Origin of the sequence: Primorskyibacter sp. S187A, from assembly GCF_049800955.1 — a bacterium.
Classification (GTDB): domain Bacteria; phylum Pseudomonadota; class Alphaproteobacteria; order Rhodobacterales; family Rhodobacteraceae; genus JAKVBH01.
Window position 1 is genome coordinate 194,672 of record NZ_JBNAGA010000002.1, and the last position, 21,672, is coordinate 216,343.

Annotated in this window: 26 protein-coding genes; 14 read left to right on the forward strand and 12 right to left on the reverse strand. The window is 59.3% G+C overall.

Annotation, left to right across the window (positions count from 1 at the left end; translation table 11 throughout):
- From ACP15S_RS11935 to ACP15S_RS11955, 5 genes are all read right to left on the reverse strand, one after another.
- A complete protein-coding gene (locus ACP15S_RS11935; protein WP_425039865.1) occupies positions 1-378 on the reverse strand; it encodes a GFA family protein in 378 nt (125 codons plus the stop codon).
- Complete coding sequence (locus ACP15S_RS11940; protein ID WP_425039866.1) at positions 375-998, reverse strand: LysE family translocator; 624 nt, start codon at positions 996-998, stop codon at positions 375-377. Before ACP15S_RS11940 ends, ACP15S_RS11935 begins: the two co-directional genes overlap by 4 nt.
- A gap of 9 nt (positions 999-1,007) precedes the next feature.
- The gene (locus ACP15S_RS11945) at positions 1,008-1,574 is read right to left on the reverse strand and encodes a helix-turn-helix domain-containing protein (protein WP_425039867.1); all 567 of its coding nucleotides are present in this window, start codon (positions 1,572-1,574) and stop codon (positions 1,008-1,010) included.
- 105 nt (positions 1,575-1,679) lie between these two features.
- Complete coding sequence (locus ACP15S_RS11950; RefSeq protein WP_425039868.1) at positions 1,680-2,147, reverse strand: GAF domain-containing protein; 468 nt, start codon at positions 2,145-2,147, stop codon at positions 1,680-1,682.
- Positions 2,148-2,180: 33 nt separating this feature from the next.
- Positions 2,181-3,335, reverse strand: a complete 1,155-nt coding sequence (locus ACP15S_RS11955; RefSeq protein WP_425039869.1) for a thiolase family protein — start codon at positions 3,333-3,335, stop codon at positions 2,181-2,183.
- Positions 3,336-3,424: 89 nt separating this feature from the next.
- Here ACP15S_RS11955 and ACP15S_RS11960 point away from each other — a divergent pair, with 89 nt between their 5' ends.
- The 3 genes from ACP15S_RS11960 (at position 3,425) to ACP15S_RS11970 (ending at position 6,063) form a co-directional block, all read left to right on the forward strand.
- Positions 3,425-3,763 (forward strand): STAS domain-containing protein, encoded by a 339-nt coding sequence (locus ACP15S_RS11960; RefSeq protein ID WP_425039870.1) that lies wholly within the window; start codon positions 3,425-3,427, stop codon positions 3,761-3,763.
- Between the two features lie 22 nt (positions 3,764-3,785).
- Complete coding sequence (locus ACP15S_RS11965; RefSeq protein WP_425039871.1) at positions 3,786-4,256, forward strand: ATP-binding protein; 471 nt, start codon at positions 3,786-3,788, stop codon at positions 4,254-4,256.
- Positions 4,257-4,485: 229 nt separating this feature from the next.
- Positions 4,486-6,063 carry a gamma-glutamyltransferase family protein gene (locus tag ACP15S_RS11970; protein ID WP_425039872.1) on the forward strand — a complete coding sequence of 526 codons (1,578 nt, stop codon included), beginning with the start codon at positions 4,486-4,488 and terminating at the stop codon, positions 6,061-6,063.
- Between the two features lie 3 nt (positions 6,064-6,066).
- Here ACP15S_RS11970 and hspQ read toward each other — a convergent pair whose 3' ends face one another.
- Positions 6,067-6,393 (reverse strand): heat shock protein HspQ, encoded by a 327-nt coding sequence (gene hspQ, locus ACP15S_RS11975; RefSeq protein WP_425039873.1) that lies wholly within the window; start codon positions 6,391-6,393, stop codon positions 6,067-6,069.
- Between the two features lie 84 nt (positions 6,394-6,477).
- On the opposite strand from hspQ, the gene ACP15S_RS11980 reads away from it, so the two are divergent.
- The 8 genes from ACP15S_RS11980 (at position 6,478) to smpB (ending at position 13,233) form a co-directional block, all read left to right on the forward strand.
- A complete protein-coding gene (locus ACP15S_RS11980) occupies positions 6,478-7,359 on the forward strand; it encodes an AEC family transporter (protein ID WP_425039874.1) in 882 nt (293 codons plus the stop codon).
- Positions 7,360-7,447: 88 nt separating this feature from the next.
- Entirely contained in the window at positions 7,448-8,038 is a 591-nt protein-coding gene (locus ACP15S_RS11985) for a lytic transglycosylase (RefSeq protein WP_425039875.1), read from the forward strand.
- A gap of 54 nt (positions 8,039-8,092) precedes the next feature.
- The gene (locus tag ACP15S_RS11990) at positions 8,093-9,439 is read left to right on the forward strand and encodes a TldD/PmbA family protein (RefSeq protein ID WP_425039876.1); all 1,347 of its coding nucleotides are present in this window, start codon (positions 8,093-8,095) and stop codon (positions 9,437-9,439) included.
- Positions 9,426-10,208, forward strand: a complete 783-nt coding sequence (locus ACP15S_RS11995; protein WP_425039877.1) for an inositol monophosphatase family protein — start codon at positions 9,426-9,428, stop codon at positions 10,206-10,208. Before ACP15S_RS11990 ends, ACP15S_RS11995 begins: the two co-directional genes overlap by 14 nt.
- 50 nt (positions 10,209-10,258) lie before the next feature.
- Positions 10,259-10,507, forward strand: coding sequence for a DUF4170 domain-containing protein (locus ACP15S_RS12000; RefSeq protein WP_425039878.1), 249 nt, complete (start codon positions 10,259-10,261; stop codon positions 10,505-10,507).
- Positions 10,508-10,548: 41 nt separating this feature from the next.
- The gene (locus ACP15S_RS12005; RefSeq protein WP_425040889.1) at positions 10,549-11,727 is read left to right on the forward strand and encodes a 3-deoxy-D-manno-octulosonic acid transferase; all 1,179 of its coding nucleotides are present in this window, start codon (positions 10,549-10,551) and stop codon (positions 11,725-11,727) included.
- Positions 11,727-12,725, forward strand: coding sequence for a tetraacyldisaccharide 4'-kinase (gene lpxK / locus ACP15S_RS12010; protein WP_425040890.1), 999 nt, complete (start codon positions 11,727-11,729; stop codon positions 12,723-12,725). Before ACP15S_RS12005 ends, lpxK begins: the two co-directional genes overlap by 1 nt.
- A gap of 34 nt (positions 12,726-12,759) precedes the next feature.
- Positions 12,760-13,233: an SsrA-binding protein SmpB gene (gene smpB / locus ACP15S_RS12015; protein WP_425039879.1), complete on the forward strand. Its 474-nt coding sequence runs from the start codon at positions 12,760-12,762 to the stop codon at positions 13,231-13,233.
- On the opposite strand, the gene ACP15S_RS12020 is transcribed toward smpB, so the two are convergent.
- On the reverse strand, positions 13,230-13,772 hold the full coding sequence (locus tag ACP15S_RS12020) for a hypothetical protein (RefSeq protein WP_425039880.1): 543 nt from the start codon (positions 13,770-13,772) through the stop codon (positions 13,230-13,232). The genes smpB and ACP15S_RS12020 overlap by 4 nt on opposite strands.
- 173 nt (positions 13,773-13,945) lie before the next feature.
- Here ACP15S_RS12020 and ACP15S_RS12025 point away from each other — a divergent pair, with 173 nt between their 5' ends.
- From ACP15S_RS12025 to ACP15S_RS12035, 3 genes are all read left to right on the forward strand, one after another.
- Entirely contained in the window at positions 13,946-14,221 is a 276-nt protein-coding gene (locus ACP15S_RS12025; RefSeq protein ID WP_425039881.1) for a hypothetical protein, read from the forward strand.
- 108 nt (positions 14,222-14,329) lie between these two features.
- Positions 14,330-15,184 (forward strand): 3-mercaptopyruvate sulfurtransferase, encoded by an 855-nt coding sequence (gene sseA, locus ACP15S_RS12030; protein WP_425039882.1) that lies wholly within the window; start codon positions 14,330-14,332, stop codon positions 15,182-15,184.
- A complete protein-coding gene (locus ACP15S_RS12035) occupies positions 15,185-16,369 on the forward strand; it encodes an aromatic amino acid transaminase (protein WP_425039883.1) in 1,185 nt (394 codons plus the stop codon).
- Between the two features lie 191 nt (positions 16,370-16,560).
- Here the strand turns inward: ACP15S_RS12035 and ACP15S_RS12040 are convergent, their stop codons facing one another.
- From ACP15S_RS12040 to ACP15S_RS12060, 5 genes are all read right to left on the reverse strand, one after another.
- Complete coding sequence (locus ACP15S_RS12040; RefSeq protein ID WP_425039884.1) at positions 16,561-17,196, reverse strand: DUF1523 family protein; 636 nt, start codon at positions 17,194-17,196, stop codon at positions 16,561-16,563.
- A gap of 13 nt (positions 17,197-17,209) precedes the next feature.
- Positions 17,210-17,476 (reverse strand): hypothetical protein, encoded by a 267-nt coding sequence (locus ACP15S_RS12045; RefSeq protein ID WP_425039885.1) that lies wholly within the window; start codon positions 17,474-17,476, stop codon positions 17,210-17,212.
- A 102-nt stretch (positions 17,477-17,578) separates the two neighbouring features.
- Complete coding sequence (locus ACP15S_RS12050) at positions 17,579-18,937, reverse strand: DUF6638 family protein (protein ID WP_425039886.1); 1,359 nt, start codon at positions 18,935-18,937, stop codon at positions 17,579-17,581.
- On the reverse strand, positions 18,934-19,692 hold the full coding sequence (locus ACP15S_RS12055; protein WP_425039887.1) for a hypothetical protein: 759 nt from the start codon (positions 19,690-19,692) through the stop codon (positions 18,934-18,936). The genes ACP15S_RS12050 and ACP15S_RS12055 overlap by 4 nt, the downstream gene beginning before the upstream one ends.
- Entirely contained in the window at positions 19,689-21,617 is a 1,929-nt protein-coding gene (locus ACP15S_RS12060) for an ATP-binding protein (RefSeq protein ID WP_425039888.1), read from the reverse strand. The genes ACP15S_RS12055 and ACP15S_RS12060 overlap by 4 nt, the downstream gene beginning before the upstream one ends.
- Positions 21,618-21,672 lie beyond the last annotated feature (55 nt).

Genomic DNA, 21,672 nt, shown 5'->3' on the forward strand with positions numbered 1-21,672 from the left:
TCAGTTCTCCCTTTGCGGCTCACTTGCCGCTATCTCGTAGTAATCGCCCTTGGTTGCCGTGTGGATGTGGCCACGCAACTGCAACCCTGTCGGGCCATCGATGGACCCTGTCGAAAAACAGGTGAAAGGATCGTCTTCGTGTTTCCAAAACAGCGCAGAGCCGCATTTGGGGCAAAACCCGCGCCGCGCTTCGTCAGACGAGGCAAACCAAGTGACGGTGCCATGGATCTCCAATGTGCCATCTTCCGAATAGGCAGAGGCCCAGGCATGCCCGGATTGTTTGCGACATTGCGTGCAGTGACACACAGCCGGCGCGCCAATTTTTCCCGTGGCGGTATACGTCACCGCGCCGCAGAGACAGGACCCTTTGATGCTCATCGAATTGCCTCCGGCGTATGTGAGGCGCCCAAGAGCGCGCCGTAGATGATGAAGCAAACCGCGAGCGCCCGGCGTAGCCAGACGTTCACAATGGCCTTCAGAGCGCTCCGCCCCAGCCCTGCGCCGAGCGCCGTGTATGTGATGTAGCTGGCTGCCGTAATCGTCAGCGCCGTCGGCAGGATCAGGAGCATCTGCGACCAGATGGGAACACCCGGCTCAACGAATTGCGAAAACGCCGCAAGATACCCAGCCACCGACTTGGGGTTGATCACGGCAACGGCGAGGGCGTGGCGGTAGATTGCAACAGGCGGTTGCGCTTGTGTCGCGATCGCTCGGGATGCCGTCAGCCAACCGCGGAGACCGAGCCATATGAGAAACCCCGCGCCCACCCATTTCGCGAGCAGGAAAGCCGTCGGGGAGGACACAAGCAATGCCGTGACCCCTGCGGCGGACAACAAAAGAAAGGCCGTGGCTTGCGTCAGGATCGCGGCAACGCCCCAGAGGCTCTTTCGAAAGCCAAAAGTCATGCCGTTTTGCACGCAGTTCACCGCGTTTGGCCCGGGTGTCGTCACGAAGACGATCCAGAACCCTGCAAAGATGATCCATCCCTCCCAGCTCATCTCACACCTTCAATAAACAGGCGGCGCAATGACCCACAGCGCAACGGCGGGGTCAGGGTATGGATTGGACCATCGAAACGGATGACCCTTGATGCGAAAACTATCTCCCGTCTCAATCTGATGCCAACGCCCATCGATCTCGATATCCAACCGTCCGGACAGGAGGTACCCCAGCTCCTGTGTCGGGCGAGACACAGGCTCCGCAAGCTCAGCGCCCGCTTCGAAGGTCGAGTGCACCACTTCGAAATCATCCGTGAAATCCGGCGACAGCAGTTCCTCAATCAGCCCCGCATCGCCGCTGCCCAAGGGGCGGCGCGCTGTCTTTCTGACAACGAACCCAACCTCATGCGCGGGCCCGGCCGGTTGACCAAACAGCATGGAGACCGGCACATCGAGACACTGCGCAATCGCGCGCAGATCATTGATCGAAGGCGCCGACATATCCCGTTCGACCTGGCTCATCCAACCGACGGACCGATCGAGTGCGGCTGCCAAGTCGGCAAGCGTCAGTCCGCGCGCCTTGCGCAACGCGCGCAAATCGGCTCCAAGGCTTCCTACAAAAGGATTTTGATCCATGTCGGTGGCAAAGCTCGTGAAAAAAATCTCCCAAATTTCATAATGACGGGAGTCGTGAAATCTGGCAAGATTTTTTCACATGGTTTTTCACATCACATGGTCAGTTCAATCGCAGCTCTCGGGCGCACCAAAGACTTGTGTGATCAGCATTGAAAGGCCGCGCGCGTCTTCGGTCTCAAACGCATCGGGCTGATCGCTGTCGATGTCCAAAACAGCGATGAGGGTTCCATCCGCGCGGCGCACAGGCAAGACAATCTCGGACCGGGTCGATGACGCGCAGGCAATATGGCCCGGAAAGGCGTCCACATCCGGCACAAGCTGAACCTCACCCGTCCGCGCACAAGCGCCGCAGACGCCTCGCGAAAAAGGGATCACAAGGCAGCCATGCCCGCCTTGATAGGGGCCAATCTTCAGAAGCTCCGGCGCCACAACACGGTAAAAACCCGTCCAGTCAAACCGATCATCCGCATGATGCAGCTCACAAGCCATGGTGGCCATTTTGGCAATCTCATCGGTCTCATCAGATGTCAGCGCATGCAGCGTTTGCGAGAGCGTTTTGTAGTCAATCCGCATGGTTGAAATGCCTCATTCAGAACCGTCCAGGCGTCAGACACGCTCAATCGCGATGGCCGTACCCTCGCCACCACCGATGCAAATCGCGGCAACTCCCCGCTTGAGCCCCCACGTCTCCAGCGCATTGAGCAAGGTCACGATAATGCGCGCACCGGACGCTCCGATCGGATGGCCCAAGGCACAAGCCCCTCCATTGACATTCACGATGTCGCGCGGAAGCCCCATCTCCTGCATGAACGCCATAGGCACAACGGCAAAAGCCTCATTGACCTCCCAAAGATCCACATCGCTGACGCTCCAGTTCAGCTGATTGAGCAACTTTTGCGCCGCGGGGATGGGAGCGGTCGAGAACCAGGCGGGCGCCTGAGCATGGCTGGCATGCCCGAGAACACGCGCCCTTGCGCGGTCTGGGTGCGCGCTGAACACAAGCGCGGCCGCACCGTCTGAAATCGAGGAGGCATTGGCCGCGGTGACTGTCCCGTCTGCGCGAAACGCAGGCTTGAGTTGCGGGATCTTGTCAGGGCGCGCCGACCTGGGCTGTTCGTCTTGCGAGATGCTCTGAGTGCCCGAGCGTGACACAACTTCGACAGGCGTGATCTCGCGACGAAACGCACCCTCTTTTTCCGCGCGCAAGGCGTTGTCGAGCGAGGCCAGCGCATATTCATCCTGCGCTTCTCGGGAAAACTGATAGCGATCCGCGCAATCCTCGGCGAAAGTGCCCATCAAACGCCCTTTGTCGTAGGCGTCCTCCAGCCCGTCGAGGAACATGTGATCGAGTGTTTTCGCGTGTCCGATCCGCGCTCCTGCGCGCATGGAGGGAAGGAGATAAGGAGCATTGCTCATGCTCTCCATCCCGCCCGCGATGACTTGACTGGCCTGCCCGAGAGCAATGCGATCCCACGCCATCATGGCGGCTTTCATGCCGGAGCCACACATCTTGTTGATGGTCGTGGCCGGAACCTCTTCGCCAAGCCCGCCGGCGAATCCCGCCTGTCTGGCAGGCGCCTGGCCTTGGCCAGCGGGCAGGACACAGCCCATGATCAACTCATCCGATACAGCATCACCAGCTTGTTCAACCGCTGCCGCAATCGCCGTACCGCCCAACGCCGACGCAGACAAGGCTTTGAAATCGCCCTGAAATCCGCCCATTGGCGTGCGACTCGCACCTGTGATGTATACGTCTGACATGATGAAATCCCTTCTCTCTCTGCCTTGCATACAAAAAAGTAAGGATTGGCGTCTAGCGTGTCGCAAAGTTCAGACTTGAAGGACAAAGCATGGACCTGAAAAGTACGCAGAGCGGCGATATCCAAGTCGTAAAAGTCAATGAAGCCCGGATTGATGCGGCCGTCGCAATTCAATTCAAGGACGCGATGCGCGCGGAGACCGAAGGTGGTGCAAAACGTGTCGTGCTGGATCTTGGCGAGGTTGCTTTTGTTGACTCAAGCGGTTTGGGCGCGATCGTTGCCGCCATGAAGCAACTTGGCGCTGACCAAAAACTCGATCTCGCGGGGCTCACCCCTTCCGTAGACAAAGTTTTTCGACTGACGCGCATGGATACTGTTTTTGCAATATATCCTTCACTAGACGCGGCAATGCTCACCGAAGCCAGCTAATCCAGCAAGGATGATAAATCTCATGCCGTCGCTCACCAAGAGCGCGGATCAACCGCGCCTCATTGTGAATTCTTCCAGTAGTCGGTTTGCCGTGCGGACCGCTTTGGAAACCCTCACGACCCAACTCAGCGAGTGGGGGATGGCGGACGAAAAGCTCTCGGAAGTCGAGCTGGTTGCCGCGGAAGCGCTCAATAATATTGTGGAACACGCATGCGAGGGAAAAGATGGCGTGCCCTTTTCCCTCACCGCGACACGCGACAGTGAATTGCTTCGGCTTGATATTCAGGACGAAGGACGCGCGATGCCCGGGTGGCAATTGCCCGCGACCGCGGAACCGGAAGCAGACTTGCCCAAACTTGATGTCATTGTTGCGGACTTGCCTGAAGGCGGATGGGGATGGTTGCTTATCCGCGATCTGACAGAAAGCCTGCACTACGTGCGCGTCGGTGCCGTCAACCACCTGACCATTACGCTTCCCTGGAATTGCTCTTAATCGATACCGTTAACTTCGATTAGGCAAATAGCCGCAAAATGGCCTCATTCCGCCCCGAGAAAAGCCCCGAAGCAGCGTCATACCGTTTCTTGTAGCTGCATATAGCTTCCCTCGGCGCCGTGCGTTAACAGCCCCCACCCAGTGTGCGGCGTCGAGGATCTTCCATTCCCTTTTTCAGCTCACGCACTAAGCTCCAGCCAGAACAAAACGGCGCGGAGACAGGATCAACATGCGTGACTTTCATTTCCCCGGACGCTCTCCGGTTTTTGCCACCAACGGTATGGTTGCAACGTCCCATCCCCTGGCCTCTCAAACTGGCGTCGACATCCTCAAGCGCGGTGGGTCCGCGATGGATGCTGCGCTCGGCGGCGCTGTTTTGCTCGGGCTTTGCGAACCGCAAATGACGGGGCTCTATGGCGACATGTTCGCCTTGGTGCAGCGCACTCCTGATGGTCCGGTCGAAGCCTACAATGGATCCGGGCGCGCGCCAGCCGGGGCGTCCGCGGCTCGTCTCAGAGACGCAGGCCATACGACCATCCCTCTGGATGGCCCCGATGCAATCACAATCCCCGGCGCGGTCGCAGCGATCTGCGATCTCTCGAATACTTATGGCACCCTCGGATTGGATGCGATTTTGGCACCTGCAATCGCCTATGCCGAAGCTGGCATACCTGTCGCGCCTCGCGTCGCACAGGATTGGGCCTCCAACGGCGTGCGATTGCAAGGCCACGCAAAGACATGGTTCCTGAACAGTGGCGCGCCTTTCGCGGCAGGTGAGGTTTTCAAGGCCCCCGGTCAGGCGAAAGTACTACGCAGAATTGCAGCGCATGGTGCTGATGGTTTTTACACAGGCGAGGTTGCGGACGACATACTCGCCACGCTGACATCCATCGGCGGATGCCACACCGCAGAGGACTTCGCGGCCGCCAAAGGCGAAGTCACCACACCTGTGAGTGCAGATGTGCTTGGCCACCGCCTCTTCGAACATCCGCCAAACAGCCAAGGTGCGGCGGCGATTTTGCTCCTCAACATCCTGTCGCATTTCGACCTCGCCTCTATGGATCCCTTCGGCGCTGCGCGCACGCACATCGAGGCCGAAGCGACAAAGCTGGCCTACGATTGCCGCAACAGGTTGCTGGCTGACCCGACCACCTTTGACGCAACAGAGCGCATGTGTGACCCTGCTTTCGCCGCTGCTCTGGCCGCCTTGATTGACCCCAAGCGCGCCATGCCCGACGTCGCAAAGTTGACGGAGGCAGTCCACAAAGACACGGTCTATATCACAGCGGTCGATAGAGATGGCATGACGGTTTCATTGATCTACTCCATCTTCCACGGCTTCGGCTCCGGCCATGCAACGGAGAAATTCGGTCTGATCCTGCATAATCGGGGCGCGGGATTTACCCTTGAAGCAGGCCATCCCAACGAATTGGCGCCCGGCAAACGCCCGATGCACACGATCATCCCGGGTATTCTGCATCAAGCCGATGGGGGCCGTATGCCGTTTGGCGTTATGGGTGGGCAATACCAATCCTGCGGACATGCGCGCGTTCTCACGAATATGCATGTCTATGGTATGGACCCGCAAACCGCGCTGGATGCGCCGAGATCCTTCGCGGAAGGCAACACGCTCTCGCTGGAGCGCGGCTACAGCAGCGATGTGTGTCAGGAGCTGGCCGATATGGGCCACACAGTTGAAATCCCTGAAGGCGCTATCGGTGGCGCGCAAGCCATTCGCGCCCACCCCAGCGGCGTGCTTGAAGGCGCGTCCGACCCGCGCAAGGACGGGTGCGCTTTGGGCTATTGAGGATCAGTTGAGCTGGAAGTGCAGCGGGTAACTGCCGTCTTCAAAAGGTCCGAACAGATCCGGAATATCGGGGTGGTCCACCGGCTGCCCCGAATAGTCCGCAATCAGGTTTTGTTCGGACACGTAAGCCACGTAGAAGCTCTGATCATTCTCGGCCAGCAGATGGTAGAAGGGCTGGTCTTTGACAGGACGCGCCTCTTCGGGAATGGCATCGTACCACTCCTCGGTGTTGTTGAATTCGGGATCCACATCAAACACAACACCACGAAACGGGTGCTTGCGATGGCGGACGACCTGTCCGAGGTGATATTTGGCGCGCTGTGCTAACATAACATTTCGACTCTTGTTGTCTGTAAATAAAGCGATCACACGGGTCTTGTCCAACTTTGAGCCGAATTTTTCAGGAAACAGTTTGTGAACCTTGCTCTGACAGTGCTGAATATCACGGCGCCCGTCTTTCTCTTGGGCGCCGTCGGGTACCTCTGGGTGCGCCTGGGCTTCGAGTATCGGCTTCAATTCGTCACCCGACTGGCCATGTCGCTGGCCGTGCCCTGTCTGATCTTCACAGCGCTCGTCGAAACCGAGATTGATCCTCAAGCCCTCACGACGCTGACCCTCGCCAGTATCGCGACATATGGCGCGATTACGATTGCAGCCTGGGTTTTGATCCGCTTGATGCGGTTGGACGTTCGGACGTTTCTGGCGCCGGTGACTTTTGGGAACACGGGCAATCTTGGCCTGCCCTTGGCGCTTTTTGCATTTGGGCAGGAGGGGCTCAGCCTCGCGGTCATCGTCTTTGCAATTATGGCGATTTGGTCGTTCACCTTTGGGATCTGGGTCGTTTCGGGCGGGGGCTCCCTTATCCGCGTCATTCAGGAGCCCCTCGTGGCGGCGACGTTGGCGGGCGCGCTCTTTTTGTGGCAAGGCTGGTCAGTTCCAATGCCGCTTTTCAACGCGATGGACCTCATCGGGCAAATGGCCATTCCATTGATGTTGATCACGCTGGGGGTCGCCGTTGCGCGGCTGAAGCCGCAAAAGTTCGTGCTGGGCGTCTTTCTATCCGTGGTCAAAGTCGCGCTATGCGCAGGCCTTTCATGGTGGATTGCCGATTATTTTGAGTTGTCGCCAATGGCTGCGGCAGTTCTGATTCTGCAAGCTGCGACGCCAGTAGCTGTGACGTCTTACATGCTGGCCGAGAAATACGGGGCCGATAGCGATGCCGTGGCGGGCCTTGTTGTGCTCTCAACTGTGCTTTCTGTGCTCTACTTGCCCCTGCTTTTGGCGGTTTTGCTCTGATCCCTGCCGATTGGCTGTTTCGTGATTTGCAGAGCGCGCCCAATGCGATAAAACTCGCACAAACAAAAAACATATAAGCGAGAGGCCCATGAGCAGAGTCATTCGCGCGTTGATCTTGATCCTTGTCGTAGCGTCCTGCGGCAGCTCAAACTCGACGGCGCCCCGCAACCTCGACAACGCGTGCTCGATCATCAAGCAGCGCCCCAGCTACATCAAAGCCTTCCGGGCAACCGAACGGCGTTGGAATGTGCCGGTGCATGTTCAGATGGCCACGATTTATCAGGAGAGCAAGTTTATCGGCACAGCCCGCACACCCCTGCGCTACACGCTGGGCGTGATCCCCATGGGTCGGCAAAGCTCGGCCTATGGATATGCGCAGGCGCTGGATGGGACATGGGATGAATATCGCCGCGAAACGCGCAGCTTCTCCGCCCGCCGCGACAGGATCCGCGACGCGACGGATTTCATGGGCTGGTACATGAACAAGACCCTGCGTCGCAACGGCATCCCGCTGACGGATGCGCGCAATCAGTATCTTGCCTATCACGAGGGCCATACGGGCTATGCGAGAGGGTCTTACAACAGCAAGGCCTGGCTCCTGCGCGTATCACGTGAAGTCGCGGATCGGTCGGTGATGTATCAAAATCAGCTGGCTCGGTGCCGCGCGGCGCGGCGCTGAGGTTGCACCTGCACCTTGCGCGCTCTACCTGTGAGCCCAAGGGAGGCGCGAAAGATGACGCAACAGCTTGAGAGACTGGCACAGGCCTTGTTGAGTGCCGCCAAAACCGCAGGTGCGGATGCAGCGGACGCCATGACCATTGGCGGGACATCGCTGTCTATCGATGTGCGCAATGGCGCTTTGGAGCAGGCCGAACGGTCTGAAGGCACCGATATCGGTTTGCGCGTTTTCGTGGGCCAAAGGCAGGCGTGTGTCTCAGCGTCCGACACGTCCGATGCAACGATCACAACGATGGCGGAGCGCGCTGTCGCCATGGCGCGCGAAGCGCCGGAAGATCCCTATGCGGGGTTGGCTGATCCAGGGCAATTGGTCACGGATTGGGATATGGCAGCGCTTGATCTCGCGGATGACAGCGCCGAGCCAGCGCCGAAGGCTCTGCAAGACGCAGCAGCGCAGGCAGAGGCCGCCGCGCAATCGGTCGCGGGCGTGTCTCAGGTTCAGTCTGCCAGCGCCGCCTATGGCGCGCGCGATATCTATCTGGCCGCAAGCAACGGTTTTGCTGGAGGCTACAGGCGCACCGATCATTCCATCTCCTGCGTTGCCATTGCGGGCGAAGGTCTCGGCATGGAGCGCGACTACGACGGTGATATGCGCATTCACGGTGCCGATTTGCGCAGCTCCGAGGAAATCGGCCGCATTGCGGGCGAACGTGCCATCGCGCGGCTCAATCCAACCAAACCCAAAACGGGGAGCTATCCCGTTCTGTTTGATGAGCGCATTTCCTCCAGTTTGATCGGGCATTTGCTCTCCGCAATCAATGGCGCGGCCATTGCGCGCGGGGCCTCCTTTCTGCGCGATGCCATGGGCGAGCAGGTTTTGCCCGAAGGTCTTGACCTGATAGAAGATCCCCATCGTCCCCGCGTGACTGGCTCGCGCCCATTCGATGCAGAAGGTTTGCCGACGCAGCGCCGGGCGCTTGTCGAGAACGGGGTTTTGCAAAGCTGGACACTGGATCTTGCCAATGCGCGCAAACTTGGGCTGCACAGCACCGCCAATGCCGCGCGCAGCCTGTCTGCCCCTCCCTCTCCAACCCCCTGGAACATCGCGCTGACGCAAGGCACCATGACCCGCGATGACCTTGTTGCCCAGATGGGAACGGGTCTGATCGTCACCTCGATGATTGGCTCGACCATCAATCCCAACACTGGAGATTATTCTCGTGGCGCGTCCGGGCTCTGGGTTGAAAACGGCGAGATTACCAACGCTGTCAGCGAAGTCACGATTGCGGGCAATTTGCGCGATATGCTGCGCCGCATTGTACCGGCCAATGATGCGCGCACTCATTTGAGCCGTGTTGTGCCATCGCTTCTCATCGACGGGATGACACTTGCCGGGAGCTGATCTCGCCCTTCTGCTGGATGCCGCCAGGGCCGCAGGCGACGTGGTTCTCAGCTTCGCTGGCCCAAACGCGCAACGCTGGGACAAACCGGGGGGTGCCGGGCCTGTCACAGAAGCGGATCTGGCCGCCAATGCCTGCCTGCGCGAGCACTTGCGCCCCGCCCGTCCGGATTATGGCTGGCTCAGCGAGGAAGATGCCGATGACAGTGATCGGCTGGAGCGCGACCGGGTTTTCGTCATTGATCCCATAGACGGCACGCGCAGCTTCATCGAAGGATCGCGCACCTGGGCTATCTCCATTGCCGTGGTTGAAGACGGACAGCCTGTTGCTGGCGTGGTTGCTCTGCCGGCGCGCGGCTTGGTGTTTGCCGCCGAACGCGACGGTGGTGCGTTTTTGAACGAGGCACCATTGACCCCGTCAGACCGCACCGCCCTGCACGGTGCTGACATGTTGATCCCCAAGCCTGCGCTCAAAGCGGATTATTGGCCCGGCGGCGTGCCGGACGTAACGCGCCACCACAGACCCTCGCTCGCCTACAGGCTTTGTCTGGCGGCCAGTGGTAGGTTTGACGCGATGCTCACGCTTCGGGATGCCTGGGAATGGGACATTGCGGCGGGCAGCTTGATTGCGCAGGAAGCGGGATGTGTTGTCACCGATCGCGATGGCGCACGGCTTGCCTTCAATGTCGCCCATGCCAAAACGCCCGGTGTATTGGTGGCCAATGCGGATCTGCACGGGCAACTCGCCGCGCGTCTGACCACGACACCTTGACGCCAGAGCGCGCCCCGGTAGGCTGCGCACAGCAATTCGGAGCAACTGTCATGGGCCAACAACGGCTGCATCTCGTCTTCGGCGGCGAGCTCGTCGACCCGACCAAATCTGCCTTCAAGGACGTCAACGACATCCACGTCGTGGGCATTTTCCCGGATTACCAATCGGCCTTTGATGCCTGGAAAGCGGAAGCGCAACGCACGGTCGACAATGCACATATGCGCTATTTCATCGCGCATCTGCACCGCTTGCGCGACGAAGGGGCCGAAACCTCCTCCACCGAAGAGTTGGGCAGCTGAGCCCGCGCAAGCGCCCTCTAGCGCTTGCGGGCTATCTTGCGCTGCATCGTGGAAGCACGCGCGCCTCGTCAGATTGGCCGGAGCGCGCGCCCGGCCCTTTGGTCTGGCTGCATGTTGCGCGCGCCGAACGTCTGCCTGCCGTGCTGCAACTGGCCACACGCCTGATCGCGCAACGCGAAAGACTGCATGTCCTCATCACCGCGCCGCGCCATATGGCCGGGCCACGCCGCCTCAAGGAGGGGATCACGTGGCACGCATTCGACAATCCCTCGCAACGCGATGCCACTCGGTTCATTCAGCATTTCGCACCAGATCTCTGCGTCTGGACCAGCGGAGACCTGATCCCAGTGCTCATCGATGCCGCGTCACAAGCGAATGTTCCGCTGGTGCTGATCGATGCTGTGGCGGATGGTTTCGGGCAGGGGCGCGGGCTTGATCTGCTACAACCTCGCGGCGCATTGCTGCGCATGTTCTCCGCAATCATGGCGTCTGATGTCAACACGGCGACACGATTGGAGCGTTTGGGCGCCTTGGCAGATTCCATTGCCGTAACAGGCCCTCTGCAAGAAGGCAGTGCCGCGTTGCCGCACGATACAGGCGATCTGGACGAGCTGCACCGGTCGATCGGCCCTCGGCCGGTTTGGCTTGCCGCCATGGCACAGCCCGAGGAAGCCCATACGATCCTTCAAGCCCATCGCAATGCCATGCGGTTTTCGCAGCGTTTGGTGCTGGTCCTCGTCCCTGACAAACCCGACATGGCGGATGACATGGAAGCGCTGGCCAAAGCCGAAGGCCTGCGCTTCGTGCGTTGGTCGGAGGGAGATTTGCCCGATGACATGACCGAGGTCATTCTCGCCGATACGGTGGGCGAAATGGGCCTCTGGTATCGGTTGGCGGCGGTGTCGTTCCTCGCATCCTCTTTGGTGCCCGGGCGCGGCGGCTGCGATCCGTTTGAGCCGGCGGCCCTGGGCTCTGCGGTTCTGTATGGGCCCAATTGTGGACGGCATTTGCATGCCTATTCCCGGCTTGTGGAGGTTGGCGCGGCCCGTATGGTGCGCGATGCTGAAAGCCTGACTGGCGCGTTGCGGCATTTGCTGGCGCCGGACAAAGCGGCCTCTATGTCTTTGGCGGCGTGGGAAGTTGTCAGCGAAGGGGCAGAGGTGGCGGACAAGGTCACGGATCTGATCCATGATATTCTCGATCATGCGGAGATCGCATGATGCGCGCGCCCCGCTTTTGGTTCACCGACCCTGATAAACCCACCCTGCGCGCCCGTGTTCTGGCGCCCTTGGGTTGGCTCACCGCAGCAGCGACCGCCCGACGCGTGGCAAAGCCGCCGCAATACCAAGCACCCATCCCTGTCATTTGTGTTGGCAATCTCAATGCAGGCGGGACCGGTAAGACACCGACGGTCATGGACATACTGATGCGTTTGTCGGCGCAGGGGCGCTCCCCGGCCGTTGTATCGCGGGGTCATGGGGGGTCATTGAGCGGTCCGATCCCGGTTGACCCGAAGACACATGATGCCAGCGATGTCGGCGACGAACCTTTGCTGCTGGCGGCTTTTGCCCCCGTCTTCATCGGGCGCGACCGCGCCGCTGTCGGGCGACTGGCCGCAGCCAGCGGTGCGGATGTGCTGGTGATGGACGACGGCTTTCAAAATCCGGGACTGGCCAAGGATCTCTCAATCATCGTCGTCGATGCGGCCAAGGGATTTGGCAATGGGCGCTGCATGCCCGCAGGTCCCCTGCGCGAACCAGTGGCGCAAGGCCTGGCCCGCGCGGATCTTCTGCTGAGCATCGGCCCGGACAGCACGCCGAGACGCTTCGGCGCGATGATCCCGAAGGGCCTTCCCCATCTGCAAGGCGCGCTGGACCCCTTGCAAATGGGCTTTGACTGGAGGGGGCAGAAGGTCCTGGCCTTTGCCGGCATCGGACATCCCGAGAAATTCTTCGACACACTGCGCCGCCTTGGCTCGGACGTCGTTCATGCCGAAGCGCTGGAGGATCACCAACCCCTGACAACCGGTCTTTTGACACGGCTGGAACGAGACGCCAAAGCCCTCGGCGCACAGCTTGTGTGCACCGAAAAAGACGCCGTGCGCGTGCCCCGTGCGTTTCGCCAAAAGATCCTGACCTTGCCGGTCCGCTTGCAGATTTCAGACGATACCGCGCTCAACGACGCGCTTCGCGCGCTCTTTCCCAAAAGCCGGGGTTGAAGCGCCGACGTGTCACGGCGATATAGAGGGCCTTATGGCCAAGCAAAAATCAGATCCGAATTACAAAGTCATCGCTGAAAATCGGCGTGCGCGCTTTGACTATGCCATCGAGGAAGATCTCGAGGTCGGCATCGTGCTGTCGGGATCCGAGGTCAAATCCTTGCGTGAAAACAGCGGCAATATTGCCGAGAGCTATGCCGCCGTTGAAGATGGCGAGCTTTGGTTGGTCAATTCCTACATCGCGCCTTACGACCGCGCGATGTTCAGCCATGAAGAACGGCGCAGGCGCAAGTTGCTTGTCTCGCGGCGCGAACTGGCGCGGCTCTGGTCGGATACGCAGCGCAAGGGCATGACGCTTGTCCCGCTCGTGATGTACTTCAATCACAAAGGCCTTGTGAAAATGAAGATCGGCATCGCCAAAGGCAAAAAGAACCATGACAAGCGCGAAAGCTCTGCCAAGCGCGATTGGAACCGCCAAAAGCAGCGTCTCCTCAAAGACAGCCGTTAACCCAGCCGAAAACTCTGGGCGATCCCGATCCATTGGGTCAAACCGTTGGAAGGAACGGACACATCGCCGCCAGTCCCCAGATCACAGGGCGTTGGCGTCATGTCCGTCTGGCATTCGGGCGGACACTCATTGCGCACGCGCGCAATCGCCTCTCCCTCAGCCGCATAGGTTCGCGCCAACAACTCGATGACCGCGCGCAGCACAGGCGCCCATGCCAGCAGGAAAATCAACAAGAAGATATAGATGCCAATGGCAATCGCCACACCGCCCAAGCCGCCCAGAAGGAACGCAATAATCAGGATGCCGATGTAGGCGGTGATGGGCAGCGTCACCAGATTTGCTGCGGTCAGCACCAGCCACAGGTGGAACCGCGCATGCAGGCAATTGACGTTAACGGCATTGCTCGCGCTATTGCGGACGGCTCGAGCGGCAGCGCACGTCCCGACGTTACACGGATCATCCGGGGCCTCATCATCCTGCGATCCTCCGGTAAAAAAGTCGACCACGCCGCCGACGATGTCTCCAATAACTCCAAACAATATAGGCTCCTTCGGGCATCAAATCGCCCTGTCAAAAAACTTGGTGTAATGGGAGCAGCATACAGCAAAGTCGCGATCCGGCCTATACGCCGAGCGATCTCGCGGTATTCTGTCAGGGTCTGCGGGCCAAGCGCCTGTTCAGAGAGCAATGTTTTGACAAGAATCGAGGCTGCATGGAATTTTTAATTGGTCTTCTCAGCGGGGCCGCCAGCGGCACGCTCGTGGGTAAGCTGGTCAGCAAGCTTGATCAGGGCACCCTGATCAATGCGGCAGCGGGCCTCATGGGTGGTGGCCTCGGGGGAAGCCTGTTGGCGGCCTACAACGTTGGTAGTGGCGGCACAGGAAGCTTGGATCTTGCGGGAATCATCAGCCAGATTGCGGGTGGTGGCGTAGGCGGCGCTCTCATTCTTGTCTTTGTTGGCATCATTCGGAACGTTGTTGCGAAGTAAAAGCCGCCCATTTCCCCTGTCCAGGAGCGGCAGAGCGCTTTGCGCGCCCTTGCCTCATATGGGCCTCAGGTTTATTGCAGGGGCGTTATTCGGCCATAGGGGGCGCACATGGCAGACGATCCCAAGACACTTGTTTCCACGGACTGGCTCGCATCTCATCTCAAGGATCCGGACCTGCGCATTCTCGATGCGTCCTGGTATCTTCCGGATGCCGAGCGTGATGCCCGCGCCGAATACGACGAGGCCCATATTCCCGGCGCGCGCTTTTTCGACCTGGAGGAGATCTCCGATGCGCGCTCCGCGCTCCCGCATATGGCGCCGCCGGTTGAGAAATTCATGTCGCGGATGCGGCGCATGGGCGTCGGTGATGGGCACCAGGTTGTGGTGTATGATGGCGCCGGTTTGTTTTCGGCGGCCCGCGTCTGGTGGCTCTTCCGTCTGATGGGGCAGGAAAACGTCGCAGTGCTCGACGGAGGGCTGCCCAAGTGGCTGGCCGAGGGCCGTGCGACAGAGGACATGCCACCGATTGTCAAAGACAGGCACATGACCGTGCGCTTTCAAAACCAGCTTGTCCGCGATGTGACCCAGGTCAGCGCCGCCTCCAAGCTGGGCGCGCCCCAGATCGTCGATGCACGCGCGCCGGCGCGCTTTCGCGGCGACGCGCCGGAGCCCCGCGAAGGCCTGCGCGCAGGACATATCCCCGGCTCACGGAACGTGCCCTTTTCTGCTTTGCTCAACGAAGACGGGACGATGAAATCTCCCGAGGAGACGCGCCGCATCTTCGAGAGCGCAGGTGTCGATCTGGCCAAACCGGTCATCACGTCCTGCGGCTCGGGCGTTACGGCCGCTGTCCTCTCGCTCGCCCTGGAACGCATGGGCAAGCACGATCATTCCCTTTACGACGGATCATGGGCGGAATGGGGAATGTTCCCCACCGTTCCCGTAGCCACTGGAGACGCCTGAATGTTTGAGACGCTGCAAGCGCAACCTTCCGACAAAATCCTCGCCCTCATGAAGGCTTTCCGCGAGGATCCCCGGCCCGAGAAAATCGATCTCGGCGTGGGTGTCTACAAGAATGCAAAAGGGCAGACGCCCATCATGCGCGCCGTCAAAACAGCCGAAAAGCAGCTCTGGGAAAGCCAGGACACGAAATCCTATGTGGGTCTTGTGGGTGATCCCGCCTTCGCGGATGCCATGATTTCGCTGATTTTGGGCGATGCCGTTGCGCGCGAGACTGTTGCAGCGGCAGCAACGCCGGGCGGGACCGGCGCGGTGCGGCAATGTCTCGAAATGGCCAAGATGGCCAATCCAAAGCTGCGCGTCTTCGTGTCCGACCCGACATGGCCAAACCACCTCTCGATCATGAAATTCATGGGGATTGAAGTCGTCCCCTATCGCTATTTCGACAACGAGACGCGCGGCGTCGATTTTGACGGCATGCTCGCGGACATCAAACAAGCGGGCAAGGGCGATATCGTGCTCCTGCACGGCTGCTGCCACAACCCGACCGGGGCAAACCTCAACCTGACCGAATGGCAGATCGTTGCGGATACCCTCAATGCAACAGGCGCAACGCCCATGATTGACATTGCCTATCAAGGCTTTGGAGACGGGCTTGAAGAAGATGCAGCTGGAACGCGTCTGATTGCCTCCTCGGTTCCCGAGACGCTTATTGCGGCCTCCTGTTCCAAGAATTTCGGCGTGTATCGCGAGCGCACGGGCCTCGCCATGGCCGTCTCTCAGGACAGCAGTGCAAAGGCGCTCAATCAGGATACGCTGGCGTTCCTGAACCGCCAGAATTACTCCTTCCCGCCAGATCACGGCGCCCGCGTCGTGACCATGGTCCTGACCGACCCCGCCTTGCGGGCGGATTGGGAAGCTGAACTCGAGGACGTGCGCCGCGGGATGCTCAAACTGCGCGAACAATTGGCCGGTGAACTGCAACGGGCATCCGGCTCGGATCGCTTCGGCTTTCTGGCGCAACACCGGGGCATGTTCTCCCGGCTGGGCGCGTCGGCTGACCTCGTGGAGAAATTGCGCGCCGAGCACGGTATCTACATGATCGGCGACAGCCGCATGAACATCGCCGGACTCAATGAAAAAACAGTGCCGATCCTGGCTGACGCCATCGTAAAATCCGGCATCTAAACCAACCTGACCGCGTGACCCGCACCGCGCGGTCAGGTGCGCACCTGCGTCATGACACAAACAAAAAGTCTAACGCACCCAATCTTCTTTTGTCTTCAAATACCTCGGGGGAGCGCCGAACGGCGCGGGGGCAGAGCCCCCAAAATCACCCCGGATGCAGCACATGAAGATCGCGCGCCCCGCGTATTGCGCTACTTACCGCCGAAAAACCGCCGGATACGCCCCGTGCTCTCGCTCACCGCGTCCGAGGCGTCGGCAAATCCGTCGCCCACATCTTCCAAAACCGGATCGATCCGCGCCATGCGGAACCTCCGCCACCGCACCCAGACAGCCCAGACAAACAGGGCGAGAAGCGTCAGGATGATGATATTGGTGTAGGGGATGATCCGGACATCCGGGCTCTCAACCGCACGCACTGAAATGGCGTTTGGGAAAATCGTGAAGAACTCATTGCGCCAACCGTAATGCTTTATGACAACCCATTGCGGGTCTGCCGCCGTCGAGCGCAAGTCCGCGGCCTCCGCCTGAAGATTGGACGTGTCGAATTTGAAATAAGGCGGCCAGCCCCAGCCTGTGTCTTCATTGCGATAGACCATAACCCCGCCCGAATCCCGCACCGCCGAGATAAAGAACACATCGCGATTGGCCAGGGTCCCGTCAGAGCCGACATCAGCCTGCGCCCAGAACAAGCGGTTCTCACCGGGATCAATCCGGCGCACCTCGGTATCGGTGATCCGTGCAATGTCATGCTGCGGCAATGTATAATGGAGCACCGATCCAACGAAGCCCCAGAACAGGATGATAAAAACCCACTTGATATAAGACATCTCGACCCGTCCTTCAGGCAAAATTCGTCAGATAGATGATCAGCGCGACCACCGAAATCGGCACGACATAAACGCCGAGGATCAGCTTGCGTCGGATGGAGCCATCATATTCCTCCAGCCCCGCCTTGACCCACATGTCCTTGTCGCCGCCAATGCCTTCTTCATGCCACCGCTCTTCAAGCTTTTCGCGCCGCGCCGCGCGGGAATAAAACGACAGACAAATGTAGATGATCGTCAGGACGACCATCGCCATGAGAAACAGGCGCAAAAAAGCAAACATCGTCAAATCCCCTGGCCAGAAACGGCCCTCGTTCTCATATATAGCTGCATTGCGCGCCGCACCACAGGGGGTCTTGGTGTATTTTTCCCCGTGTTTGCGCCCCTACCGCCTCCGCAACGCGCCCCAGGGGCCCACGCGTTCGATGATATCGGCGCGCGGCGACCATGGCCCTCGGACAGGTTCGGGTTCCTGCATTGGCGCGTCATGGCCGAAAAGCGCGGCGCGCGCGCCCGCCTTGTCGGCCTGATACTCGCGCACGAGAAAGTCGACGACGAACCCCCGCTTGCTCTCCGACCAGCTGCGATACAGCTCGTAAAACAGTGGCTTGTGGCAGATAAACAGCTGCCGCACGTCCATGGGTGAAAGCTCGGCCAGCAATTGATTGACGAGCGATGCATCGGGCGTATCAGCCGCGCGCAGCGAGTAGAAATACGCGGGATGCTCAGAGCTGATGCGCGGCCAACGGCCCTGTCCTTCGGCCCAATCCGCCAAAGCGCGCAGGCCATGCCACACCTCGGGTAGGTCTGACCCATGGGCGCGCGCCAGCTTGCGGATGTCTGACCGTGTGGCGCCTGTGAGGTCCACGCCCGCATCCTGCGCGACATCCACGACGATGAAATCCATCTTCTGGCGCAGGATCGCCGCCGCATCGATGCCGCGCGCCTTTACGATGGGCTCAACCAGATCGTTGTATTCAAAGAATTTCGCTATCCGGTTCCGCTCATGCAGTCCGAAGGTGTATTTGATCGGCACTTCGCCAATCGCGTCTTTCCGGGCGGCAATCATTGCGGGATGATCCATGCTTTGGAAGACATAGGCCCCCCCGAAATGGGACGTCCAGTAATTCTCCTGCTGCACGCTCATCGGCTTGAGGCGCACCGGATTGCGCAGGATATCGCCCGTTTGCTTGGCCGTCTCGATCATCCGGGCGATCAGAACGTCATCGTGCCACGCGCCTGCGCGGGTTTTGAATTCATCGACCAAGTCCGCAAGCTTGTCCGCCTGCTGCAGCGTCCCGCCGGTCGTGTCCGCCTCGACCGTGATCTTGCGAATGTCAAACAGGCGCGCGGGCGATGACACGTCGTAGACCGAGTTCACCAACTCGCCCGCCACCGCATCCTGTGCCGTCAGCGCAAAGAGCTGCGCCTCGTTGGTCTCGATGAAGGTCTTAAGAATGTCGCGCGAGGTGGAGAAGGTCGCGTCCAGTAGCGGCGCCGTCTTCTGTTCGGTGCTGAGCAAGATGAACTGCCGATTGACGCCTGCGTGGTTGAGGTAGAGCGGATCGCCAAGCTCCTCGCCAATCTCAGGAGAGTAGCCCGAGATGTCGATGTGGAAATCCGTGAGCGTGGTCTGCTGTCCGGTGAGTTGCTTCAGCGCCCGGTTATACCGCGCAACGAGCGACGCGGAGGCGACGTGGATCAGATTGCCAAACATGAGGCCGGAAGTGATGAGACGGTTCATCGACGCATGCCACTCACATGAACTGGCAAACAATTACCAGCACTTGTTTCAAATACAAAATGATCTGGGAAATCGACTTCCGTTTTGGCACATTGAATGTCTGGCATGCGGTCTGTAACAAGCCTTCGGTACAAACGGGAGTGGAAGACTGTTGCGATATCAGACATGTGTCTTGTCCATTCATACCAGCAATCGCGCAAATCGCTTTGAGTGTGTAACTCGTCTTCGAGGCTCCGCAAAACGCCAGTTATGAAAGCCTCATCGCCAAGGGTGTAAGTAGAGTTGTACCTATTTGCACTGTAAAGGCTAAAGACTGGAGTTTCGTCTTCTATTTCTCTGCAAAGTCGTTTGGCGTCTTTGATTGTATTATGTGCGGCGGCTTTGTCTCGAATGGAGATTGCTACTTCATGTCCTATGAGGCTTTCAACATGGTCAAACTCAGACACTATATTTGAAGCAATTTCTCCTACGTCGCCCTGCTGTTTTTCGCAGGACTTCAAGAACTTCCAAAACTCTAACAAACGGAGCGTCAGCGGTTTAATAATGCCAGCTTCTTGCCCGTACTTCAGCAGTCGGATCGCTAGAGGCAAATCAGGTCGGAAATTTGACATCCAGGCCAGTTTGCAAAGACTGTTAATGTCAGTTGCACAATACGAAGAGATTGTGACTGCCGCAACTTCGTTATCAGACAAATATTTGCGTAGATCGCCGACTGTAGTAGTGCAAGCAATATACTCTATTCCGGCGGGGCTCATCCTTTTCCCCCCAAATACCGCTTCTTCGCCTCAGCCTGCCGCCCAAAGTCGCGGACCATGGCCTCAATCGCTACCTCATCTGACTTATCCGCGTAGCGGAACTCTGAATCCGCGTAGCGGTTGATCTCCTGCACCACCATCTCCACTGTTATGGGTTTGCGCAGCTCGGAAATCATGCCTTTCTTCGTCTCGTAGTCGCGGAAGAGGAACAGCTCGGGCTCCTCCATCCATTCGTCCGGCAGCTCGAAGTCCATGGCGCGGACTTTCACCGCATCTGTGATGTTTTTGATCGCACGGCCCGTGAACCGCGGATCGGCCTGTTGGATCGCTTTGAGATACGTGCCCAGCTTCGTGATGTCGTCCAGCGCGCCGATCTCGCCAGACACCTTCTCGAAGACCTTCAACAGCCCCGCCTCCTTGGGCCGATTGTGGCTTTCAAAGCTCGCGGCCACGGCGCGTTTGATCTCCTGCGCGGAGAAGAGCTCGTGATCGCCCAGCGGGATATCGTGGTTCTTGCCCATCAAAAGTGCGAGGATGTCGATGTAATCCTCCCGCGTCTGCGGTCCGTCCACGAGGAAGCGCGCCCCCGCCCTCTGGCGTAAAGCATCGTCGACGTTCTCGGGATAGTTGGAAAACATGCCAAAGGTGCAATTGCCGCGCACGACCGTATTTGCTCCCGCAAAGGCCTCCATGAAAACCGCCGTCACCTCCTGTTGCCCCGCGCTGGATTGACGGTCGCCGCGCTTGCCGGCGATCTGATCGATATCGTCGATGGTGCCAAAACCGATGACGCCAGGATCGAGGATATTGGTCATGAAGGCTTTGGCGTTTTGCCCGGACTTGCCCTGGTAGCTGTCAATATTGTCGATCCCGAAATTCTGGTAGCGAAAAGCGTAGCCTGCGGTCTCGCAATAGCCATTCAGCAGCCCCGCCATCATCTGGATCAGCGTTGTCTTGCCAGTGCCCGGCGCACCATCACCCATGAACGTGAAAATGAAGCCGCCCAGCTCTGCGAATGGGTTCAGGCGACGCTCGAAATCATAGGCCATGAGCATCTTGGCCAGCCGCAGAGATTGGTACTTCGCGATATGGTTGCCCACGACCTCATGGGGCTTCTTGAAGGTCATGGCGAGCTTGGTGCCGCGCGCTTTGCTGGCGGGCGCAAAGCCATTGATCGTGAAATCATCCGCCGCCACATGCCACGAGTTGCTTCCGAAAACACCTGTGCCCGCAGCGGTGGACGCGCGCAGCGCAAGCTTATCCATCACCTGGCCCGCGAAGGCCAACACCGTGGCAATCAGCGCACCATCATCTGCGGCTGTGTCCAGTTTCTGATCAAGCTCCCAAAGCAAACCATGCAGCATCAGCTGCGCATTCTCGGGCAAAATCTCCTCCACATCACCGATCTGAACGGTAGTTTCCGGCGTGTGATCCCGCAAAAGATGCACCGTGGCATTGGCAAAGGTGAAGCCAACCGCAAGCGCCTCATCTGTGAGCAAAGATCCAAATTCGGCCTTGGACGTCGCGGGCAAACGGCCTTCAAGATTTTGCCGTTTGAGCTCCGCAAGCCCCGTTACCTCCGACAGAACCTCGCCCAGGGCCTCCGAGATCGCGAGGGCGCGGCGCAAGGCATGGAGCGCTGTTGCTTGCAACGGCGACGGCAAGGCGTCCTCTGCATCCGCCGCTTCAATGGTCTCCCGCAAAGACACGGTAGAACGCGTCGCACTGCGCCGGGTCGCCAGTCCCGGCGTTGTTGAACGAAAACGCCGCGAAGACCTGATGCCGGGGGAGCGCTCCGTTGTTTGAGGCGCCTCGGAGCCAATGCGCGGCGCATGGTCAAACCCGGTTACGAGTGCGGTCGCCGCAGCATAGTGCTTCCGAATGTCCTCTTCGCGCAGTTCCTGCTGATCGCTCGTCGCGCTCATATCGCATTCCTCTTCATCTTGCCCAATAAACTCCCCCCGGAGGGCCGGCACGCAA

Coding starts and splice junctions, on each gene's coding strand:
- ACP15S_RS11935 (WP_425039865.1), bottom strand. CDS start 378: ATGAGCATCAAAGGGTCCTGTCTCTGCGGCGCGGTGACGTATACCGCC.
- ACP15S_RS11940 (WP_425039866.1), bottom strand. CDS start 998: ATGAGCTGGGAGGGATGGATCATCTTTGCAGGGTTCTGGATCGTCTTC.
- ACP15S_RS11945 (WP_425039867.1), bottom strand. CDS start 1,574: ATGGATCAAAATCCTTTTGTAGGAAGCCTTGGAGCCGATTTGCGCGCG.
- ACP15S_RS11950 (WP_425039868.1), bottom strand. CDS start 2,147: ATGCGGATTGACTACAAAACGCTCTCGCAAACGCTGCATGCGCTGACA.
- ACP15S_RS11955 (WP_425039869.1), bottom strand. CDS start 3,335: ATGTCAGACGTATACATCACAGGTGCGAGTCGCACGCCAATGGGCGGA.
- ACP15S_RS11960 (WP_425039870.1), top strand. CDS start 3,425: ATGGACCTGAAAAGTACGCAGAGCGGCGATATCCAAGTCGTAAAAGTC.
- ACP15S_RS11965 (WP_425039871.1), top strand. CDS start 3,786: ATGCCGTCGCTCACCAAGAGCGCGGATCAACCGCGCCTCATTGTGAAT.
- ACP15S_RS11970 (WP_425039872.1), top strand. CDS start 4,486: ATGCGTGACTTTCATTTCCCCGGACGCTCTCCGGTTTTTGCCACCAAC.
- hspQ (WP_425039873.1), bottom strand. CDS start 6,393: ATGTTAGCACAGCGCGCCAAATATCACCTCGGACAGGTCGTCCGCCAT.
- ACP15S_RS11985 (WP_425039875.1), top strand. CDS start 7,448: ATGAGCAGAGTCATTCGCGCGTTGATCTTGATCCTTGTCGTAGCGTCC.
- ACP15S_RS11990 (WP_425039876.1), top strand. CDS start 8,093: ATGACGCAACAGCTTGAGAGACTGGCACAGGCCTTGTTGAGTGCCGCC.
- ACP15S_RS12000 (WP_425039878.1), top strand. CDS start 10,259: ATGGGCCAACAACGGCTGCATCTCGTCTTCGGCGGCGAGCTCGTCGAC.
- lpxK (WP_425040890.1), top strand. CDS start 11,727: ATGCGCGCGCCCCGCTTTTGGTTCACCGACCCTGATAAACCCACCCTG.
- smpB (WP_425039879.1), top strand. CDS start 12,760: ATGGCCAAGCAAAAATCAGATCCGAATTACAAAGTCATCGCTGAAAAT.
- ACP15S_RS12025 (WP_425039881.1), top strand. CDS start 13,946: ATGGAATTTTTAATTGGTCTTCTCAGCGGGGCCGCCAGCGGCACGCTC.
- sseA (WP_425039882.1), top strand. CDS start 14,330: ATGGCAGACGATCCCAAGACACTTGTTTCCACGGACTGGCTCGCATCT.
- ACP15S_RS12035 (WP_425039883.1), top strand. CDS start 15,185: ATGTTTGAGACGCTGCAAGCGCAACCTTCCGACAAAATCCTCGCCCTC.
- ACP15S_RS12040 (WP_425039884.1), bottom strand. CDS start 17,196: ATGTCTTATATCAAGTGGGTTTTTATCATCCTGTTCTGGGGCTTCGTT.
- ACP15S_RS12045 (WP_425039885.1), bottom strand. CDS start 17,476: ATGTTTGCTTTTTTGCGCCTGTTTCTCATGGCGATGGTCGTCCTGACG.
- ACP15S_RS12050 (WP_425039886.1), bottom strand. CDS start 18,937: ATGAACCGTCTCATCACTTCCGGCCTCATGTTTGGCAATCTGATCCAC.
- ACP15S_RS12055 (WP_425039887.1), bottom strand. CDS start 19,692: ATGAGCCCCGCCGGAATAGAGTATATTGCTTGCACTACTACAGTCGGC.
- ACP15S_RS12060 (WP_425039888.1), bottom strand. CDS start 21,617: ATGAGCGCGACGAGCGATCAGCAGGAACTGCGCGAAGAGGACATTCGG.